Raw genomic sequence first — 16,663 nt, 5'->3', positions numbered from 1 at the left:
TCAGTTACCCTGCTTCCACGCCGCCTCGATCGCCTTGGCCGCGTCTTGCGGGCTCATGCTGCCGCCGGCGATCTCGGCGGTGACGTCGTTGACGACGCGGCCAACCGAGGGGCCGAGGCTCTGGTCATAGAAGTTCTGGTGGTAGTTCGACTTCGCCAGATTGGCCGCGATCAGCTTCATGAAGGCGTTGTTGAGACCGGCATCCGCTCCCTGCACCACCGGGATGATGAAGTTGCCCGCAGCAAGCCGCGTCTGCACGTCCCTGGAGACGAAGTATTTCAGGAAATCGACGGCCTCCTTCGGCGAGCCCTTGGTGATCAGCCAGCCGGTGATGCCGCCAAGCGTATCGGTTGGCGCGCCCTTGCCGCCGGCCACGACCGGGAAGTCGAACCAGCAGATCTTGTCTTCGCTCAATCCGACCTTGTCGGCGGCAAGCGCACGCTGCAGATGATAGACGGTCGAGATCGCGAGCGTCATCGCCGCCTTGCCATCGCCGAAATAGCCGACGGCCTGCGGATTCTTGAAGCCGAGGAAACCGTTCTGGAACGGCTGCAGATCGACCAGCTGCTTGAACAGCTCGCCGGATTTCTGGAAGGTCTCGCCGGCGAAGCCACCATTCTCGCCCTTCAACGCCGCATCGAACGCCGCCTTGCCGCCGACGCGCACCGCCAGATGCGTCCAATAGAAGTGCAGCGGCCATTTGTCGGCCCCGCCGACCACGATCGGGGTCACGCCGGCGGCTTTCAACGTCTTCACCGCGGCAAGCAGATCGTCCCAGCTCTTGATCCCCGCAGGATCGACCTTTGCCTTGGCCATCAGCTCCTTGTTGCAGAGGAAGCCAACCTGCGACAGCGCGGTCGGAAGACCATAAACGCGGCCGTTGGCTGTAAAGGCGGCGAGCGCTGCCGGCGTGAGGCTATCGCTGTAACCCTTCACCTGATCGGTGATGTCGTCGAGGACGCCAGCCTCGATCTGCGTCTTCAGGACGCCGCCGGCCCAGCTGTAGATGATGTTCGGCCGGTCCTTGGATTGCAGGATGGTCGGCAGCTTGGCCTTGTAGGCCTCGTTCTCGAGGAACTGCATCTCGATCTTGGTGCCGGGATGCGACGCCTCATAGGCCCGCGCAACCTCCTCCCAGATCTTCACCTGGGCCGGATTGGCTTCGATGTGCAACCACTTGACCGTCGTGTCGGCCGCGGCGGAGTTGGCCCAAAGCAGGCATGCGGCGGCGGCGAGTCCCAGCTTCCCGAGCAGTCTCATCACATTCCTCCCAACCGGCTCTTATTCTTTGGCTGCAATCCTGCCTTCGATTTTTGAGGTACGCAACTAAAATTCTGATCTATGCACCTCACGCGGGGAATGGCTAAGGTTGGCGGGACAACTGGGCGGCGCCTCGCACCGCCCGCAACGCAACTTGAGAGGTGCCCATGGCCGCCGTTTATTCCGACCTTGCCGGCAAGGTCGTTCTCGTCACCGGTGGCGCATCGGGGATTGGGGCTGCGATCGTGCGGCGCTTCGCGCAGCAGAAATCCAATGTCGTGTTCTTCGACATCAAGGCCGACGAGGGCGAACGCCTCGCACGCGAGCTGTCGGATCAGGGTCTGGCTGCGCATTTCCAGCGCGTCGACCTGACTGACATCGCCGCGTTGCGCGCCGGCGTCGCCGAGGCGCGCAAAGCACACGGCGCGATCAATATCCTCGTCAACAATGCCGCACATGACGAACGGCACAAAACCGAGGAGATGACGCCGGAATACTGGGACGACCGCATCGCGGTGAACCTGAAGCACCAGTTCTTCGCCGCCCAAGCCGTGCTGCCGGACATGAAGGCGGCGAATGCCGGCGCCATCATCAATTTCGGCTCGGTGTCGTGGATGGCCGGTCAAGGCGGCATGGCCGCGTACACGGCCAGCAAGTCGGGCGTGGTCGGCCTGACGCGCTCCCTCGCGCGCGATTACGGTCCCTACAACATCCGCGTGAACGCGATCGCGCCGGGCTGGATCATGACCGAGCGCCAGCTCGAGAAATGGATGACGCCGGCGGGCGAGATCGAACTGCAGCAGCGACAGTGCCTGAAGCGTCGGCTGGTACCGGACGAGGTCGCGAAATTCACCCTGTTCCTCGCGTCCGACGAGGCCTCCGCCTGCACCGCTCAGCACTACGTCGTGGATGGCGGCTGGGTGTGAGATGCTTTGTGGGTCGTGGGCGGGACCAGAGCTCGAACCTGGTCCCCCCGCTGACTAAGATTCAGCTGGTGACTCCGTCCAGTTGTTTGCACAAGCCGAGGTCGCGACGCCTATTGGAAAAGATGCCAATGGCACTTTCAACCATATCGCACCGATAGCGATAGTTCAGCCGTGTTGCTGCGTGGCGTTCGGACCTGCGTTGGCGACGGCCTCGCGTATCATTCCGGCGACCAGCTTCGGCGCGGTGATCGGCGATGCATGATCGACTTTCTCGGAGCGAACCTGCGCACCCATCCGTCGTGCCAGGAATAGCTGTGTCGCCGGATTGATCATTCGATCCTCCTCGGCGACCAGGTACCACGACGGCTTTGCCTTCCATGCAGCTTTCAGAGCCTTTTCCTGGATTGCCGCGACGGCAATGGGACGCTGGATCGCAGCAAGGAGCGCAGCCTGCTCAGGTCGGGCATGCTGGCACCAGGCCGCGCCAAATCGGTCGTTCGGCATCCAGAGGAAACCATGACTGTCGGGGGTGAGTTTCGGCGCCTCCGGCGACGGCTTGTCGCGATAGAATATTTGCGCGACTGTTTCGCCTTCGTCGGGAGAGAGAGCCGAAATGAAGACCAGCGACCGCACTCTGTCCTGCGTGACCGCACCAATGACGGCGCCGGCATAGGCATGCGCGACAAGGACAACCGGCCCGTCGGTCCGCTCCAACGCTCGCTCAAGCGCCGCAACATCATCCGATAGCGATGTGAGCGGGATCGGCGCCGCCATCGTCTTCAGTCCCTCGGACTGCAGTAGCGTAATGACGTGCGCCCAGCTTGAACCGTCTGCCCAGGCGCCGTGGACGAGAACGACGGTGGCGTCCGTCCCCGCGGTTTCCGATCTTCTGCTGACGTCGCGGGCGACCTTCTTGCTCGCTCGGGGATCCGCAACCGCCGGCGCGATCACGCCGAATTGTGCTGCAGCTACTGTCGTTGCCGCAGCACCAACGAAACGCCGGCGATCGTGGTTGATTTCGTCGGACATGGATCCTCCATTGCTCTGGCGGCTTGCGTTGACGCACCTCCGCTTACCCTGACCTCCCGCTATTCGGCGACGCGACCAAATTGGTTACAGGCGGAGGATCATTCCAACGATCACTTCCCGACTGCTCCCCGCCTCTGCCCCATCGCGCCAGCGGGATGACCGAAATCATCAGCACGAACGGTTCAGTGACGCTAATCCTGCGAAAGCGCGCTTCCACGCAGGTGCTAACATGTCTCACCGCGTCGTCATTGAGGGGGCGTTTGCCAGGAGCGTCGCGCGAACCTCGAAGGACCTCAGGGATGACAGAAAAGACAAAGATCGAGCGCCGCACCTTCGTCCAGGTGATGACCGCTGCATCGAGCGCCGCTCTATCACTGGCGCTTCTACCGCGACGCGCGGCCGGCCAATCCCCAAACAATTCCACCTCGAACGCTTCCGATCTCTTCGAGACAAAGGAGATCAAGACCGATGACAACACCATTTTCATCAGGCGCTACGGGAGCGGATCCCCACTGCTCATGGTCCATGGATTTCCGCGAACCAGCCTGATGTGGCGTCATGTCGCGCCGCATCTCGCCGGTAATCGCACGGTCATCTGCGTCGATCTTCGTGGATATGGCCGCAGCGGCGTTCCCGCCTCTGCGGAGGATCACTATCCCTATACAAAGCGGGCGATGGCGAATGAGCTCGTCACCGTGATGGATAAGCTTGGCTTTTCCAAATTCGATCTGGTTGGACACGATCGCGGCGGTCGCGTTTCCTACCGCCTTGCGCTCGATCACCCGGAGAAGGTGCAGCGTCTCGCAGTGTTTGACGTGCTGCCGATCTCGGAAGCCTGGGGCCACGCCGACGCAAAGTTCGCCATGACCTACTGGCCATGGAGCCTACTCTCGCAGAAGGCACCGCTTCCCGAAAAATACCTGATCGGTGCGCCGGACGCGGTATTCGACAATCCCTTCGGCCAGGGCTCATTCGGCCCCGAAGTGAAAGCGGAATACATCGAAACCTACCGCGATCCGGCTCGGGTGCATGCGATCTGCGAAGAGTACCGCGCGGCCGCAACCCTGGATATCGAGCATGACAAGGCGGACCAGAAGGAAGGCAGGCGCATTAAGTGCCCTATGCTGCACCTCTGGGCTTCCGGCGGGCCGCTCGATACATTCTACGAGCAGAATGGCGGCGCATTGGGAATTTGGAAGAAGTGGGCCGACAACGTACAAGGTCGGGCCGTCAAGGGCGGTCACTTCTTTCCTGAGGAAAACCCTACCGACACAACGGAGCTTCTAACCAAATTCCTGTCGGCTTGAACGGCAGCTGACGCCCGCGCAGATTTCGACCAGGCTGGCCATAGCCAGGCGATGGCCGGCGAACGAACCATCCTCGCCGGCCTAGCTTTGTTTAGCCGATCTCCCGCCGGACCATGGCCGCCGCATCGCACATCGCCTTCAGCTTTCCGAACGCGGTTGCGCGCGGCATGTACTTCATGCCGCAATCGGGCGCGGGGACCAGGCGGTCCGGCGAGACGTATTTCAAGCCGTTCCGGATACGGGCGGCCACGGTGTCGACGCTCTCGATCGCGGGATCAGCGAGGTCGAGCACGCCGAGCATGATCTTCTTCGACGACAGGTCCCTGAGCACGCCGAGGTCGAGCTTCGGCTGCGCGGCCTCGATCGAGATCTGGTCGGCAATGGTGTCGTCGAGCTCGGCGAGGAAGGAATAGCCGGCCGGCTTGTTCGAGCCCGGCACGACCGCGGCATAGCCGAAGCAGAGATGCACGACCGTCGGCACCGTGATGCCCTGCAATGCACGGTTGATCGCCTTGACGGCGTAGCGCTTGGCAAGATCCGGGTTGTTGCGCACCCAGGGCTCGTCGAGCTGGATCACATCCGCGCCTGCCTTCTGCAGATCGAGCGCCTCGGCATTGACGGCCTCGGCGAGCGCCATCGCCAACTCTTCCTCGTCCTTGTAGAACTCGTTCCTGGCCTGCTGGCTCATCGTGAACGGGCCCGGCAAAGTGATCTTGGCGGCCCGATCCGTGTTCTTGCGCAGGAACTGCATGTCGTGCAGCTCGACCGGGCCCTTGCGCTTGACGGGACCGACGACACGCGGCACCGGGGTCTGCGTGTTGCCGGTGCGCGCCACGATCATCGCGGGATTGTCCCCGTCGATGCCGTCGAGCGCGGTGGCGAAGCGGTTGGAGTAGCTCTCGCGGCGGATTTCGCCGTCGGTCACGATGTCAATGCCGGCGCGTTCCATGTCGCGGATCGCGACGATGGTCGCATCGTCTTGCGCCTCCTCCAGATGCTCTGCCGGCAACCGCCACATGTCGTGCAACCGCGTGCGCGGCACCACCTTCGACAGCATGGCGCGATTCACCAGCCATTCCGGCTGCGGGTAGCTGCCGACCACCGTGGTCGGCAGGATATGCGTTGGCATGGGCATGGGATTCTCCTTCTTATTGTTATAGAGCGCGGCTCTCAGGCCGCGCGCGTCGCCGTGGCCGATCCCTCGTCCTTGACGGGGTTGCGCAGGATGCCGATGCCGGAGATCTCGATCTCCACGACGTCGCCGCCCTTCATCCACAGCGGCGGCGTGCGATAGGCGCCGACGCCGCCGGTCGTGCCTGTGACGATGACATCGCCGGGCGCAAGCTCGGTGAACGTCGAGCAGTAAGCAATCAAGGCCTGCACGTCGAAAACGAGATCGGAGATCGGGGCCTTCTGCACCTCGACACCGTTGAGCCGGGTGATCAGCGTCTGCTTGGTCACGTCGGTCAATTCGTCGGTCGTGACCATCCAGGGCCCGAAGCCGCCGGTGCCGGCAAAATTCTTGCCCGGCGCGAATTGCGAGGTGTGGCGCTGCCAGTCACGGATGCTGCCGTCATTGTAGCAGGCATAGCCGGCGACATGGTTCAGCGCAGCCTCGCGCGAGATGCGGCGGCCAGCCTTGCCGATGATGACGGCCATTTCGCCTTCGTAATCGAAACGCTCAGACTCCAGCGGCCGGATCATCGGCTGGCCATGGCCGACCTGGCTGTTGGCGAAGCGGGTGAAGATCATTGGATGCGCTGGCGTCGGATGCCCGCTCTCGGCCAGATGCGTGGCATAGTTGACGCCGATGCAGAAGATCTTGTCGGGATCGGGCACGGTCGGCAGCAGCGCGACATCCTGCAGCGCGTAATCGGGCTTCTCGCCGGCGAGTTTCTTGAGCTCGTCGAGCGATCCCTTCGCAAGCAGCGCCTTCAGCGTCGGATAGGCCTTCAGGCGCTTGCCGGCATCGATGACGCCCTTGTCGGTGACGATGCCATAGCTCGCGGTGCCGGCGATCGTGAAGCTTGCAACTTTCATCAGTCAAACACTCTCTCGATGGAGGAAACATAGTCGTTGATTGGAAGCGCGATCGCGCCGTTGCGGATCGGAACGCATTGCGGCGGGAAGTCCTGGCGAAACCGGGCGCCGGCCGCCTCGGCAGCGTCAAGGAAACGTTCGAGATGGTCCATCGCGCCGGTCGGGAGATCGTGCAGCACCATCAGCGTCCAGGGCTGCCGGCTGCACTGGACGAGTGCGCGCTCAGTCCAGCCGTCAGGGTCGTCCCAGTCGCGCGGGATCGCATTCCAGAGCACGCAGCTGTGCTTGTTGCGGGTGAGGTAGTCCACGACGGAGGGTTTCAACAGCCGCGCATCGAGATTGCCGCCGCCACCGAACGGCCGGAACCAGCGCTGGGGATGCGCGAGATCGCCGATCGCTCTTTGAGTTCGGCCGATTTCGTTCTCTGCCGTCTCGCGATCCGCCTGCTCACCGAGCGGAATGGTGTGCGTAAACGTGTGATTTCCGATCCAGTGCCCCTCCCCGTGCGCACGCACCGCAAGGCCGCGCCGCGCGGGGTCAGCGAGCTTCTCACCGATGACGAAGAAGGTGGTCTTGATGCCGCGCTCGGCGAGAATGTCGAGCACACGCGGCGTCACATCCGGATCGGGGCCGTTGTCGAATGTCAGGGTCAAATCGTACACGCCAATACCTCAGGTCGCCGGCTGCATCGCGCCCGACGCGATGTCGTCGTTGGCCTGACCGGCCCGCGTGCCAGTCTGCCAGATCGCCGCCTTGCGCTCGATCCAGCGGATCGCAGCGTTGAAGGCGATGGCGAGGAACAGCACGAGCAGCACGCCCGCGAACACGTGCGGACTATCGAGAATTGTGCGGTAGCGCGAGATCAGATAGCCGATGCCGGCCGATGAGATCAGCATCTCCGAGACGACAACGCCGACGATGACCAGCGCACCGCCGACACGCAGGCCCGACAGCACCGTCGGAATCGCCGCCGGGATGATGACGCGGATCAGCCGCTGGCTCAACGTGGCGCCCATGCTACGTGCCGCGAGCAGGAGCTGCGGATCGATGGTCTGGATGCCGGCGGCGGTGGCGAGCATCGTCGGCAGGAAGCCATAGATCGAGGCGAACGCGATCTTGGACTCCGAGCCGATGCCGAGCCACACCGTGAAAACAGGATAAAGGATCACGAGCGGCACCGCGTAGAGGCTCGACACCATCGGCATGATCAGGACACGCGGACGCGGCAGGCTGCCAACGATCGCGCCGAGCAGGATGCCGCCGCCGCAGGCGAATGCCATGGAGACCACGACCTCATAGAGCGTCACCGCGAGCGCATGACCGTATTCCGCGGCATCGGTCCATCCGGCGATCAGCGTCGATGACAGTGACGGCAGGAACAGCTCGGGAATGAGACCGGTGCGCGGCAGCAACTCCCACAGCGCAATCAGGCCGATCACGATCAGGTATCGCAGCGTCTTCGCACTCATTCTGGCGCTCATATCCGCCTCACGCCGATTTGCGGATGTGCCGCCAGATGCGGTCGCGCAGCGCACCAAAGGCGTCGCCGCTCAGCATCTCGTAGGTGCGGGGCCGTGGCAGCTGGACCTGGAGATGGTCGACGATGCGGCCGGGCCGCGCCGACATCACGATCACCTCGTCGGCTAGATAGACGGCCTCGGTGAGGCTGTGCGTGACGAAAACGACCGTCTTGCCGGTCGCAGCCCAGATCCGCAGCAACTCGTCGCCCATGGTCATGCGCGTCTGCTCGTCGAGGGCGGCGAACGGCTCGTCCATCAGCAGCACCGGCGGGTCCTGCACCAGCCCGCGCGCGATCGAGACGCGCTGCTTCATGCCGCCGGAGAGTTCGTGGGGATGACGCCTGCCGAAGCCGTCGAGGCCGACCAGCTTGAGCGCATCCTGCGCCTTGGCGCGGCGCTCGGCCTTGGGCACGCCCCGCAGCGCCAGCGGAAACTCGACATTGTCCTCCGCGGTCAGCCACGGGAACAAGCTCGCTTCCTGGAACACCACGCCGACCCTGTCGGGGTCTGGCTGCAGGATCGGCGCGCCGCTGATGGTGATCGTGCCGGAGGTCTGCTGGCGCAGTCCCGCCATCATCATCAAAAGGGTCGACTTGCCGCAGCCGCTCGGGCCGACCAGCACGACGAAACGGCCGGGCTTGACCTCGAGCGAGACGTCCTCCAGCGCGACGACGTCCTGCGACCGGGTCTTGAAGACCTGGCCGACATTCTTGACCTCGATCGCGCCAGCGCGCGCGGCGGGCTTCAACGGGGTCACGTTCGCCAATGGCTGCATCGCGTTTCCATCCATCTGACAAGTTCGTTGAAGGTCATGGCGATCGCGGCGACCATCACGACGCCGGCGAGGAGCTGCTTCATCTGGAAGTTCTCGCCCCAGGTCGCGATCTGGTGACCGATGCCGTCGCGCGAGGCGTACATCTCCGCCAAAATCACGCCGGTGAGGTTGAAGATCATGGAGATCCGCAACGCCTCCAGCAGGACCGGCAGCATGCTCGGCAGATAAACCCGGAACGCCGTCTGCCATGGCGTTGCGCCATAGGAGCGCGCCACCGTCAAATGCTCGACCTTGACCGATTCCACCGCCGTCGTGGTCGACATGATCACGATGAAGATCGTGGAGAAGAAGCCGAAGCCGACCTTCTGGGCAAAGCCGACGCCGAACACCAGGATGAACATCGGCAGGAAGATCGACTTCGGGATGCTGAAGGCGAAGAACAAAAGCGGCTTGGCCACGTCCGCAAAGTAACGGTTCTCCGCGACCAGGAAGCCGATCACCGCACCGAAGGGCACGGCCAGCGCGAACGCGGCCAGCACCTCGGTCGCGGTCACCATCAGATCCTTCCGCACCGCCGCGCGCTGCAGCAGATCGCCGAGCGTCACGAAGGTATCGGACGCCGATGGCAGCAGTCGCGGATTGACGATGCCGGTGCGCGACAGCACCTCCCACAGCGCCAGGACCGCGATGATGATCGCGATCCGCGCAAGGTTGATGACGAACGTGCTTTGCATCGTGACTACTTGGTCGGAACCGGCTTGAACTTGGCCGAGATCACATCCTCGACCGGCACGATGTCCTTGAGCCCGCCGAGCTTGGCGAGATCGAGCGACAGCTGCACGGCCGCATTGACGTTGGCCGCGCCCATGTCGCCGCTGGTCTCGAGCTTCATAATGGTGTTGTCGTACTCAAGGCCCGCGATCTCCGGCGGCATTTCATAGAGCTCGGCAATCAGCTTGACCGTGACGTCGCGGTTGGCCCGCATGAACGCGACCGCGCCGTAGAGGGCGTTCACCGCCTTCTGCACCATCTGGGGCTTGGCCTCGGCGAATTTGTCGAGCACGATCCAGCCCGCAGTGAGGTTCGGCGGGACCGCGGTCGCGTAATCGAGGATGGTCTTGGCCTCGCCGGACTTCGAGATCTGGAAGCTCAGCGGCGAATAGACCACGGCCGCCTCGACATTGCCGGCCAGCAGGTTCGGCACCAGGCCACCGCCGCCGACGGGAACGCGCGTAAAATCGATCTTCTTGTCCTGGATGGTCCACAGCGCGAGCAGGTCGGATCCGGAGCCGGCCGCGGTGATCGCCACCTTCTTGCCGTTGAGGTCCTTGACGTCGAGCGTCGACTTGGTCGGGACCATCAATTGCCAGCCGAAATTGCCCATCGCGGCATTGGCGACGATCCGCGACATCACGCCCTTCTTGCGTCCGGCGGAGAGCAGCGACGGCGGATCGAGAATGATGTCGGCCGCGCCCGCAGCCATGCCTTCGAACGTCTCGGCGCCGCTGCGGTAGATCGTCAACTCGGCCTGGATGCCTTCCTTCTCGAACAGTTTCTGCCGCACCGCCGTCTCGGCGATCGTGGTCGGCCAATAGGTTTTCGTGGGCAGGCCGACGCGGATGGTGTCGGCGGCGCTCGCAGGGCCCACCAGAATTGCGGCGGCGATCAGCGACATCAGCGCGTGATTGATCTTCATTATTGGCTTCCTCCCGGTCTCTGTTTTTTGTGTGCCGGATTTTTCCGGATCGTCAGGTCGTACGGCTCACCTCCGCAATGCGAGAGGCGGCGAGCTCGACGAATTCTTTGGTGGTGCCGAAGTGCTTTGACAAGGCGCGAACTGCCGCATCCGCATCGCGCCTGATCACGGCGGCGACGATCGTCTTGTGTTCGGCTTCGACGTTGCGCGGCTTGCCACCGGCCTCTCGCCGGATCGAGAGGCGGCGATAACGCTCGCTCTGCTCGTGCAGCACGTCGCGGAAGCCGAGCAGCCACGGCGAGCCGCACGCGTTGACCAGCGCGCGATGGAAGATGCGGTGACGGACCACCCACTCCTCGTAGTGCACGGTCGGATCGTCGGGATAGCGATGGGGAACGGCCTTCAAATCCGCCCAGGCGGATTTCACCGATGCGAGCCAGGCATCATCGCCCCGCTCGATCGAGCGACGGAGCGCAAGCCCCTCGATGTCGATCCGGGTCTGCGTCACGTCGGCGAGATCGGCGAGCGACACCGGGCTCACGCGAAAGCCACGCTGGTCTGACGCCTGCACGAGCCCGTCCGCGACAAGTCGCGACAGCGCCTCGCGCACGGCGGCGAGGCTCACGGAAAACTGTTTGGCGAGCCCGGCGATATGCAGCTTCTGGCCCGGCGGCAGCCGCGTCGCCAGGATGTCGGCGCGCAGACGTTCGTGCAGCGCCGACGTCAGGCTGCGCGGACCATCCCCGGGGCTTCTGGACAACTGGAACTGAAGCGGACCCATGGTCGGATGATTGCAAGGCGGCGGCCGCGGGTCAACAGAAAATCGAAAATCGATTTTTTCTAGCTTAGGTTACGCCGCGCCTTGCCCAACGTCCTGGGAATGCGCGGCCCTGGACGGCGCCACGTCGAGACGAACCGCGACGCCCTTCAAACCCTGGCCTGGCGCCGGGTAGAGCTTCATGACGAGCGGATCGTGGCCGGGAACGATGTGGTCAGCATCCGGTGCTGTGGCTCGCAGCTTGTCGAATCCCACCAGCATGTCACCGACATGAAATGCTGTCGTGAACGGACGCTCGCTCGTCATGTTCTCGTAGAAATGACTGACGTCGGAGGCGAGCACGACCGGCCCGCGGCGCGTGTTGACGCGGACGAACTGAAGACCGGCCGAATGCCCGCCGGCCGCGTAGACCGTCAGTCCGGGCGCGATCTCGGCGTCGCCGTCGTAGAACAGCACCCGGCGCGCATAGTTCAGCCGCACGATCCCGCAGACGTCCTCGACCTCGAAGGAATGCGACAGCCTCGGATACTGCATATAGCGCCCGGTGGCGTATGCGAGCTCGCGCTCCTGAAGATGAAACCGCGCATTCGGAAACCGGTCGAAATTACCGGCGTGATCGTAGTGCAGATGCGTGAGGATCACATCCTTGACGTCGGCCACGTCGATATCGAACGCGGCAAGCGTCTCCACCGGGCAGCGCAGGAATGTTCGCCTGCGCTGCTTTGCGATTTCGGCGTTGAACCCGGTGTCGATGACGAAGGTGCGGCCACCTCCCCTCGCCAGCCACATGAAATAGTCCATCGGCATCGGCCCGTCATGCGGGTCTCCGCCGATGAAGTGCTCGCTCCGCTGGGCATCCCGCGTTGCATAGCGGATGGCGAAGAGCTCGTATTCCGGGTCGGCCATGGGGCTTCCAATCAAGCGGGCTCAGGACCCCGCATCGACCTCGTTGAAGGCCTCGCGCGCGTTGCGGAAGGCGTCGATGCCGGCGGGCACGCCGCAATAGACCGCGACCTGGAGCAGGATCTCCTTGATCTCCTCCTTGGTCAGGCCGTTCTTCAGGGCGCCCTTGACGTGCAGCTTCAGCTCGTGCGGGCGGTTCAGTGCGCCCAGCATCGCCAGATTGACGATCGAGCGCGTGCGGCGGTCGACGCCGGGCCGCGTCCACAGCGCGCCCCAGCAGAATTCGGTCGACCACTCCGCCATCGTGCGCGTGAACTCGTCGGCACCGGCGATCGACTTGTTGACGTAGTCCTCGCCGAGCACCTCTTTACGAACTTTGAGGCCCTTTTCGAACAGTTCGGTCTTGCTCATGATCGTCCCTTTCCGGTCTTGAGAGATTCTAGTTGGAAATTGTTTGGCGCGACGCCGATGGCGGCCGCAGTGATTGCAGCAGCGCGGCGACGTCGTCCGCCGCATCTAGGCGCCAGACTGCATCGATGACGCGGTCCGAGTCCCAGTCGCTTCGGCCGGTCCGTACGCCCTCGCGCAGCTTCTCTTCGATCTCGCGGTCTGAAAGCGGCGCAGCCTGGCTGCCGCGCGGCGACGTCACGGTCTCTGTGAGAATTTCACCAGACGACAGGCGCAAGGTGACGCGCGCAGCGCCATCGAGCATCTGCGCATCAAGCTCCGCCCTCACCTTCTGTCGCAGCCGCGCGATATCGGGCCGGACCACGGTCTCCTGCGCGAACTCGGCCACACCGGCCGCGCCGAGCAACAGTCCGCAAGCCACGCAATGATGGATGCTGACGCGCGCATCGCGCTCGTTGCTCACGGGACGATCACCGCGCGCGAGCAGCAGTGCTGAGCCCCGCACTGTCACCGACTCGATCTGGTCAACGCGCCGGCCAATTCGCTCGCGCAACAGCAGGCAGGCGTCGATCACCGAATGGAACACGATGCCGGCGGGATAGGGCTTGTAGGTGTTCTTCGCGATCTCCCAGGTCTTTCCGAGGCCACCGAGCATGCGGGCGAGATCCGGCTCATCCCCCATGGTGCGCGCCCAGCCGAGCGGACCTTCGATGGCGCGCGGCGCAGCCTCATAGCCCTGCTGCGCCAGCAGCGCGGCGAACAACCCGTTACGCGCGGCATTGCCGACGCTGACGTTCTTGGCGGCGCTTGGCAGATTCTCGACATTGCCGGCCGACTGGCTCGCCGCAAGTCCGATCGCGTTCGCAATCCCTTCCGCTGGCAGTCCCAACAGCTTCGCGCACGCCGCCGCAGCGCCAAAAATCCCGCAGGTCGAGGTGATGTGCCAGCCGCGGGCGTAATGGCGCGGCGAGACTGCATTGCCGATGCGGCACTCCACGTCCACGCCAAGGATGAACGCGGTCAGCACCGCGCGCCCCGTCAGCTTGCGCGTCTCCGCCAGCGCCAATATCGGCGCGGCGACCGGCGCGGCCGGATGGATGATCGTTTCAGGGTGCGTGTCGTCGAAGTCGAGCAGATTCGCCGAGATGGCATTGAGAAACGACGCGCACAGCGCGTCCATGGACTCCGAATGGCCGATGATTGTCGATGTCGCGGCGCCGCTGAACGGCGATAGCGTGCGCATCGCGGCCGTGACCACCGGATCGCGTGCGGAGCCGAGCGCGGTCGCAAAGAAATTGAGGATCGATCGCTTCGCCTCAGGGCTCTGCGCCTCCACGTCCGCCCACGACGAGGACGCGACGAAATCGGCGAGCGTCTTGCTCACACTCGGAATTAAAGCTTGCGGCACGCGGGGCGTCTTCCTCGTTTTCCCGGACCATATGACGATCCGCGGCAAACTGTCGACCCCAAATGTTATGCTTGACAGCTTGTCTGACAATCATAACAATCCGGCCCGTTGGCGCGGGATCCCGCTGCCACGACGACGGCGGCCGAGAAGGCCGGCCGGCGAAAGCGTTTGACCAACGAGATCAAGAAGGCGCGCCCGTCACGGGTCGCGCGACAGGGAGTAGACGATGGCGGGAGAGATTCTCGGCGTAATCGGCACGGGCCGCATGGGCGGCCCCATGGCGGGGCGATTGATCGACGCGGGCTATTCGCTCGTGATCTATGACACGCAGACTGAAGCGACCCAGCCGCTGGTCAAGCGCGGCGCCCAGCTCGGCAAATCGCCGGCCGATGTCGCCTCCCGCGCTGATATCGTGCTCGCCAGCCTGCCGACGCCCGACATCGTCAAGGCCGTCACGCTCGGACAAAATGGCATCAGCAGCGGCAGCCGCGCCAAGATCGTCATTGATCTCTCGACTTCCGGTCCCGGCGCGGCAAAGATCGTTGCGGAAGGCCTGAAGGCCAAAGGCATGACGCTGGTCGATGCGCCCGTGAGCGGCGGCATCAAGGGCGCCGTCAACGGCACGCTGGCCGTGATGGTGTCCTGCCCGCAGGCGACCTACGAAATCGTTCAGCCGATCCTGAAGAATTTCGGCAAGCTGTTCTACACCGGCGACAAGCCCGGCGTGGCGCAGACGGCCAAGCTCGCCAACAATCTGATGGCGGCCGCGGCGCTGGTCATCACGTCCGAAGCCGTCGCGATGGGCGTCAAGGGCGGCGTCAACGCAAAGGTGCTGATCGACATCATCAACGCCAGCAGCGGCCGCAACAGCGCCTCCGAAGACAAGTTCCCCCGCGCGGTGCTGCCCGGCACCTTCGATTTCGGCTTCACCACCGGCCTTTCCTACAAGGACGTCCGGCTCTGCGTCGACGAGGCCGAGGCCATGGGCGTGCCGATGGTCTGCGGCGCGGTGGTGCGGCAGATGCTCGCGATCACCAATGCCAAATACGGCGCATCGTCCGACTTCACCTCGATCGCCAAGGTGCTCGAGGAATGGGCCGGGGTCGATATGCGCGGCTGATCACGCAAGCCTTCAGGGAGAGCGATTGCGATGACGATCGGCCCGACCGGATCAGGCAAGGTCTCGCTCGCGCGCCAGATGGCGCGGAGCGTGCTTGCGCTTGATCTTGGAGTTTTCGGGCCGGAGGTCGTCGCGAAGGCAAAGCTCTGCCTGCTCGACTTCTTGTCCTGCGCCTTCGAGGCGGGCCAGCATCCCTGGAGCCGTCAGGCGGTTGCGATCGCACAAGCCGGCGGCACTGCAACGATCATCGGGACGTCACAACTCTCCTCGTCGGCCGATGCCGCCTTTGCCAACGCCGTGATGGGGCATGGTCTCGTCCGCGAAGACATGCATGCGGCCAGCGTCGCGCACCACGGCGTCGTGATCTGGCCGACGCTGCTCGCGCTGTCGGAGCAGACGCCGCTGCATGGAGCCAGACTGCTCTCAGCCGCCATCATCGGCTATGAGACCGGCGCGCGGATCGGCCGCGCGCTCCTGACCTCCGACCTCGCACGGCTCTATCGCCCGACGGGGCTCGTGGCGCCGCCAGGCGCGGCGCTGGCGGGAAGCTTTGCGCTCGGCCTGTCCGAGGACCAGGCAACCAGCGCCATCGCGATCGCGGCCAATACATCCAGCGGGCTGAACGAGTGGCCGCATGCCGGCGGCTCCGACATGTATTTTCATCCGGGCTTTGCGGCCAGCAACGCCATCAAGGCGATCGGTCTTGCGGCAGCCGGCGCTTTCGGCTCGGAAACCATACTGGAGGGTGAAGCCGGCCTGTTCGCCGCCTATCGCCGCCAGGCCGCGCCCGACAGCATCACGCTCTTCCCGGATGGCGAGAGCGAGATCATGGCTGTCTACAACAAGCCGGTCCCGGCCTGCAATTTCGCGCAGACCGCGGCCCAAGCAGCGCTTCGCGTCTCGCACGAGCTCGCCAGCACTGAGGAGATCGACCGCGTCATCATTCGCGCACCCGATGCCGCCGTTCGCTATCCCGGCTGCGACTCCATGGGGCCCTATCGCAACGCGCTTCAGGCCAAGATGAGCATTCCCTTCAGCGTTGCTGCGACGCTGACGCGGGGCGAGATCGAGGAAGAGAACTATTCCGAACTCGATGATGCCGACATCATTCGCCTGGTCGCGGTCACCGATCTCGGGGCAGATCCAGGCTTCACCGCCGCCTTCCCCGGCAAGCAGGGCGCGGAGGTGACCGTGCATCTGCGCGGCGGACGGACGATCCGGCACGCTTTGCCCGACGTCATCGCCGCAACGCCTTCAGATATTCGTGCGCGCTTCCGCGCCGCCGCAACCAGAGTCCTCGGCGAGGACCGCGCGCACCGGCTCGAACAACTCATCGACGGCTGCGAGCAGCTCGGCAATGCCGGCTACATCGCAGCGCAGTGTCGTCTGAACACGCCAGAACAGGCTTTACGATCGGCATCACAAGAAATGCCAAACAATACGGGGGAAATATGGTCGACCGGGAGACCCGCCTAGCAGTGCCGACGGCGCAC

At 64.1% G+C, this 16,663-nt stretch carries 17 protein-coding genes; 4 read left to right on the top strand and 13 right to left on the bottom strand.

The window, feature by feature from the left end; translation table 11 throughout:
- Window positions 1–1,260 carry an extracellular solute-binding protein gene (locus tag AC0L3X_RS09310; RefSeq protein ID WP_063984353.1) on the bottom strand — a complete coding sequence of 420 codons (1,260 nt, stop codon included), beginning with the start codon at window positions 1,258–1,260 and terminating at the stop codon, window positions 1–3.
- Between the two features lie 167 nt (window positions 1,261–1,427).
- On the opposite strand from AC0L3X_RS09310, the gene AC0L3X_RS09305 reads away from it, so the two are divergent.
- Window positions 1,428–2,186 (top strand): SDR family NAD(P)-dependent oxidoreductase, encoded by a 759-nt coding sequence (locus AC0L3X_RS09305; RefSeq protein WP_063984354.1) that lies wholly within the window; start codon window positions 1,428–1,430, stop codon window positions 2,184–2,186.
- Window positions 2,187–2,351: 165 nt separating this feature from the next.
- Here AC0L3X_RS09305 and AC0L3X_RS09300 read toward each other — a convergent pair whose 3' ends face one another.
- Window positions 2,352–3,215: an alpha/beta fold hydrolase gene (locus AC0L3X_RS09300; RefSeq protein WP_084795227.1), complete on the bottom strand. Its 864-nt coding sequence runs from the start codon at window positions 3,213–3,215 to the stop codon at window positions 2,352–2,354.
- Window positions 3,216–3,514: 299 nt separating this feature from the next.
- On the opposite strand from AC0L3X_RS09300, the gene AC0L3X_RS09295 reads away from it, so the two are divergent.
- Window positions 3,515–4,522: an alpha/beta fold hydrolase gene (locus AC0L3X_RS09295; protein WP_084795228.1), complete on the top strand. Its 1,008-nt coding sequence runs from the start codon at window positions 3,515–3,517 to the stop codon at window positions 4,520–4,522.
- 91 nt (window positions 4,523–4,613) lie between these two features.
- Here the strand turns inward: AC0L3X_RS09295 and AC0L3X_RS09290 are convergent, their stop codons facing one another.
- The 11 genes from AC0L3X_RS09290 to AC0L3X_RS09240 form a co-directional block, all read right to left on the bottom strand.
- Window positions 4,614–5,657, bottom strand: a complete 1,044-nt coding sequence (locus AC0L3X_RS09290; RefSeq protein WP_199877108.1) for a 5-methyltetrahydropteroyltriglutamate--homocysteine methyltransferase — start codon at window positions 5,655–5,657, stop codon at window positions 4,614–4,616.
- Window positions 5,658–5,692: 35 nt separating this feature from the next.
- A complete protein-coding gene (locus tag AC0L3X_RS09285) occupies window positions 5,693–6,562 on the bottom strand; it encodes a fumarylacetoacetate hydrolase family protein (RefSeq protein ID WP_063984355.1) in 870 nt (289 codons plus the stop codon).
- A complete protein-coding gene (locus AC0L3X_RS09280; protein ID WP_063984356.1) occupies window positions 6,562–7,224 on the bottom strand; it encodes a polysaccharide deacetylase family protein in 663 nt (220 codons plus the stop codon). Before AC0L3X_RS09280 ends, AC0L3X_RS09285 begins: the two co-directional genes overlap by 1 nt.
- Window positions 7,225–7,233: 9 nt before the next feature.
- A complete protein-coding gene (locus AC0L3X_RS09275) occupies window positions 7,234–8,031 on the bottom strand; it encodes an ABC transporter permease (protein WP_028155758.1) in 798 nt (265 codons plus the stop codon).
- A gap of 19 nt (window positions 8,032–8,050) precedes the next feature.
- Window positions 8,051–8,857, bottom strand: a complete 807-nt coding sequence (locus AC0L3X_RS09270; RefSeq protein WP_041956016.1) for an ABC transporter ATP-binding protein — start codon at window positions 8,855–8,857, stop codon at window positions 8,051–8,053.
- Complete coding sequence (locus tag AC0L3X_RS09265; RefSeq protein WP_063984358.1) at window positions 8,836–9,591, bottom strand: ABC transporter permease; 756 nt, start codon at window positions 9,589–9,591, stop codon at window positions 8,836–8,838. The genes AC0L3X_RS09270 and AC0L3X_RS09265 overlap by 22 nt, the downstream gene beginning before the upstream one ends.
- A gap of 5 nt (window positions 9,592–9,596) precedes the next feature.
- On the bottom strand, window positions 9,597–10,553 hold the full coding sequence (locus AC0L3X_RS09260) for an ABC transporter substrate-binding protein (RefSeq protein ID WP_473316376.1): 957 nt from the start codon (window positions 10,551–10,553) through the stop codon (window positions 9,597–9,599).
- 52 nt (window positions 10,554–10,605) lie between these two features.
- Window positions 10,606–11,313, bottom strand: coding sequence for a GntR family transcriptional regulator (locus AC0L3X_RS09255; RefSeq protein ID WP_231144502.1), 708 nt, complete (start codon window positions 11,311–11,313; stop codon window positions 10,606–10,608).
- 90 nt (window positions 11,314–11,403) lie between these two features.
- The gene (locus AC0L3X_RS09250) at window positions 11,404–12,237 is read right to left on the bottom strand and encodes an N-acyl homoserine lactonase family protein (protein WP_063984361.1); all 834 of its coding nucleotides are present in this window, start codon (window positions 12,235–12,237) and stop codon (window positions 11,404–11,406) included.
- A gap of 21 nt (window positions 12,238–12,258) precedes the next feature.
- The gene (locus AC0L3X_RS09245) at window positions 12,259–12,645 is read right to left on the bottom strand and encodes a carboxymuconolactone decarboxylase family protein (protein WP_027575101.1); all 387 of its coding nucleotides are present in this window, start codon (window positions 12,643–12,645) and stop codon (window positions 12,259–12,261) included.
- A 28-nt stretch (window positions 12,646–12,673) separates the two neighbouring features.
- Window positions 12,674–14,050: an MmgE/PrpD family protein gene (locus AC0L3X_RS09240; RefSeq protein WP_231144501.1), complete on the bottom strand. Its 1,377-nt coding sequence runs from the start codon at window positions 14,048–14,050 to the stop codon at window positions 12,674–12,676.
- Window positions 14,051–14,276: 226 nt separating this feature from the next.
- Here AC0L3X_RS09240 and AC0L3X_RS09235 point away from each other — a divergent pair, with 226 nt between their 5' ends.
- Window positions 14,277–15,170: an NAD(P)-dependent oxidoreductase gene (locus AC0L3X_RS09235; protein ID WP_354131500.1), complete on the top strand. Its 894-nt coding sequence runs from the start codon at window positions 14,277–14,279 to the stop codon at window positions 15,168–15,170.
- A 30-nt stretch (window positions 15,171–15,200) separates the two neighbouring features.
- Window positions 15,201–16,646 carry an MmgE/PrpD family protein gene (locus AC0L3X_RS09230; RefSeq protein ID WP_063984364.1) on the top strand — a complete coding sequence of 482 codons (1,446 nt, stop codon included), beginning with the start codon at window positions 15,201–15,203 and terminating at the stop codon, window positions 16,644–16,646.
- The last annotated feature ends 17 nt before the right edge of the window (window positions 16,647–16,663 follow it).

The organism is Bradyrhizobium sp. MI1.7 (genome assembly GCF_055811795.1).
This window is presented reverse-complemented; position numbering and strand designations above follow the sequence as displayed.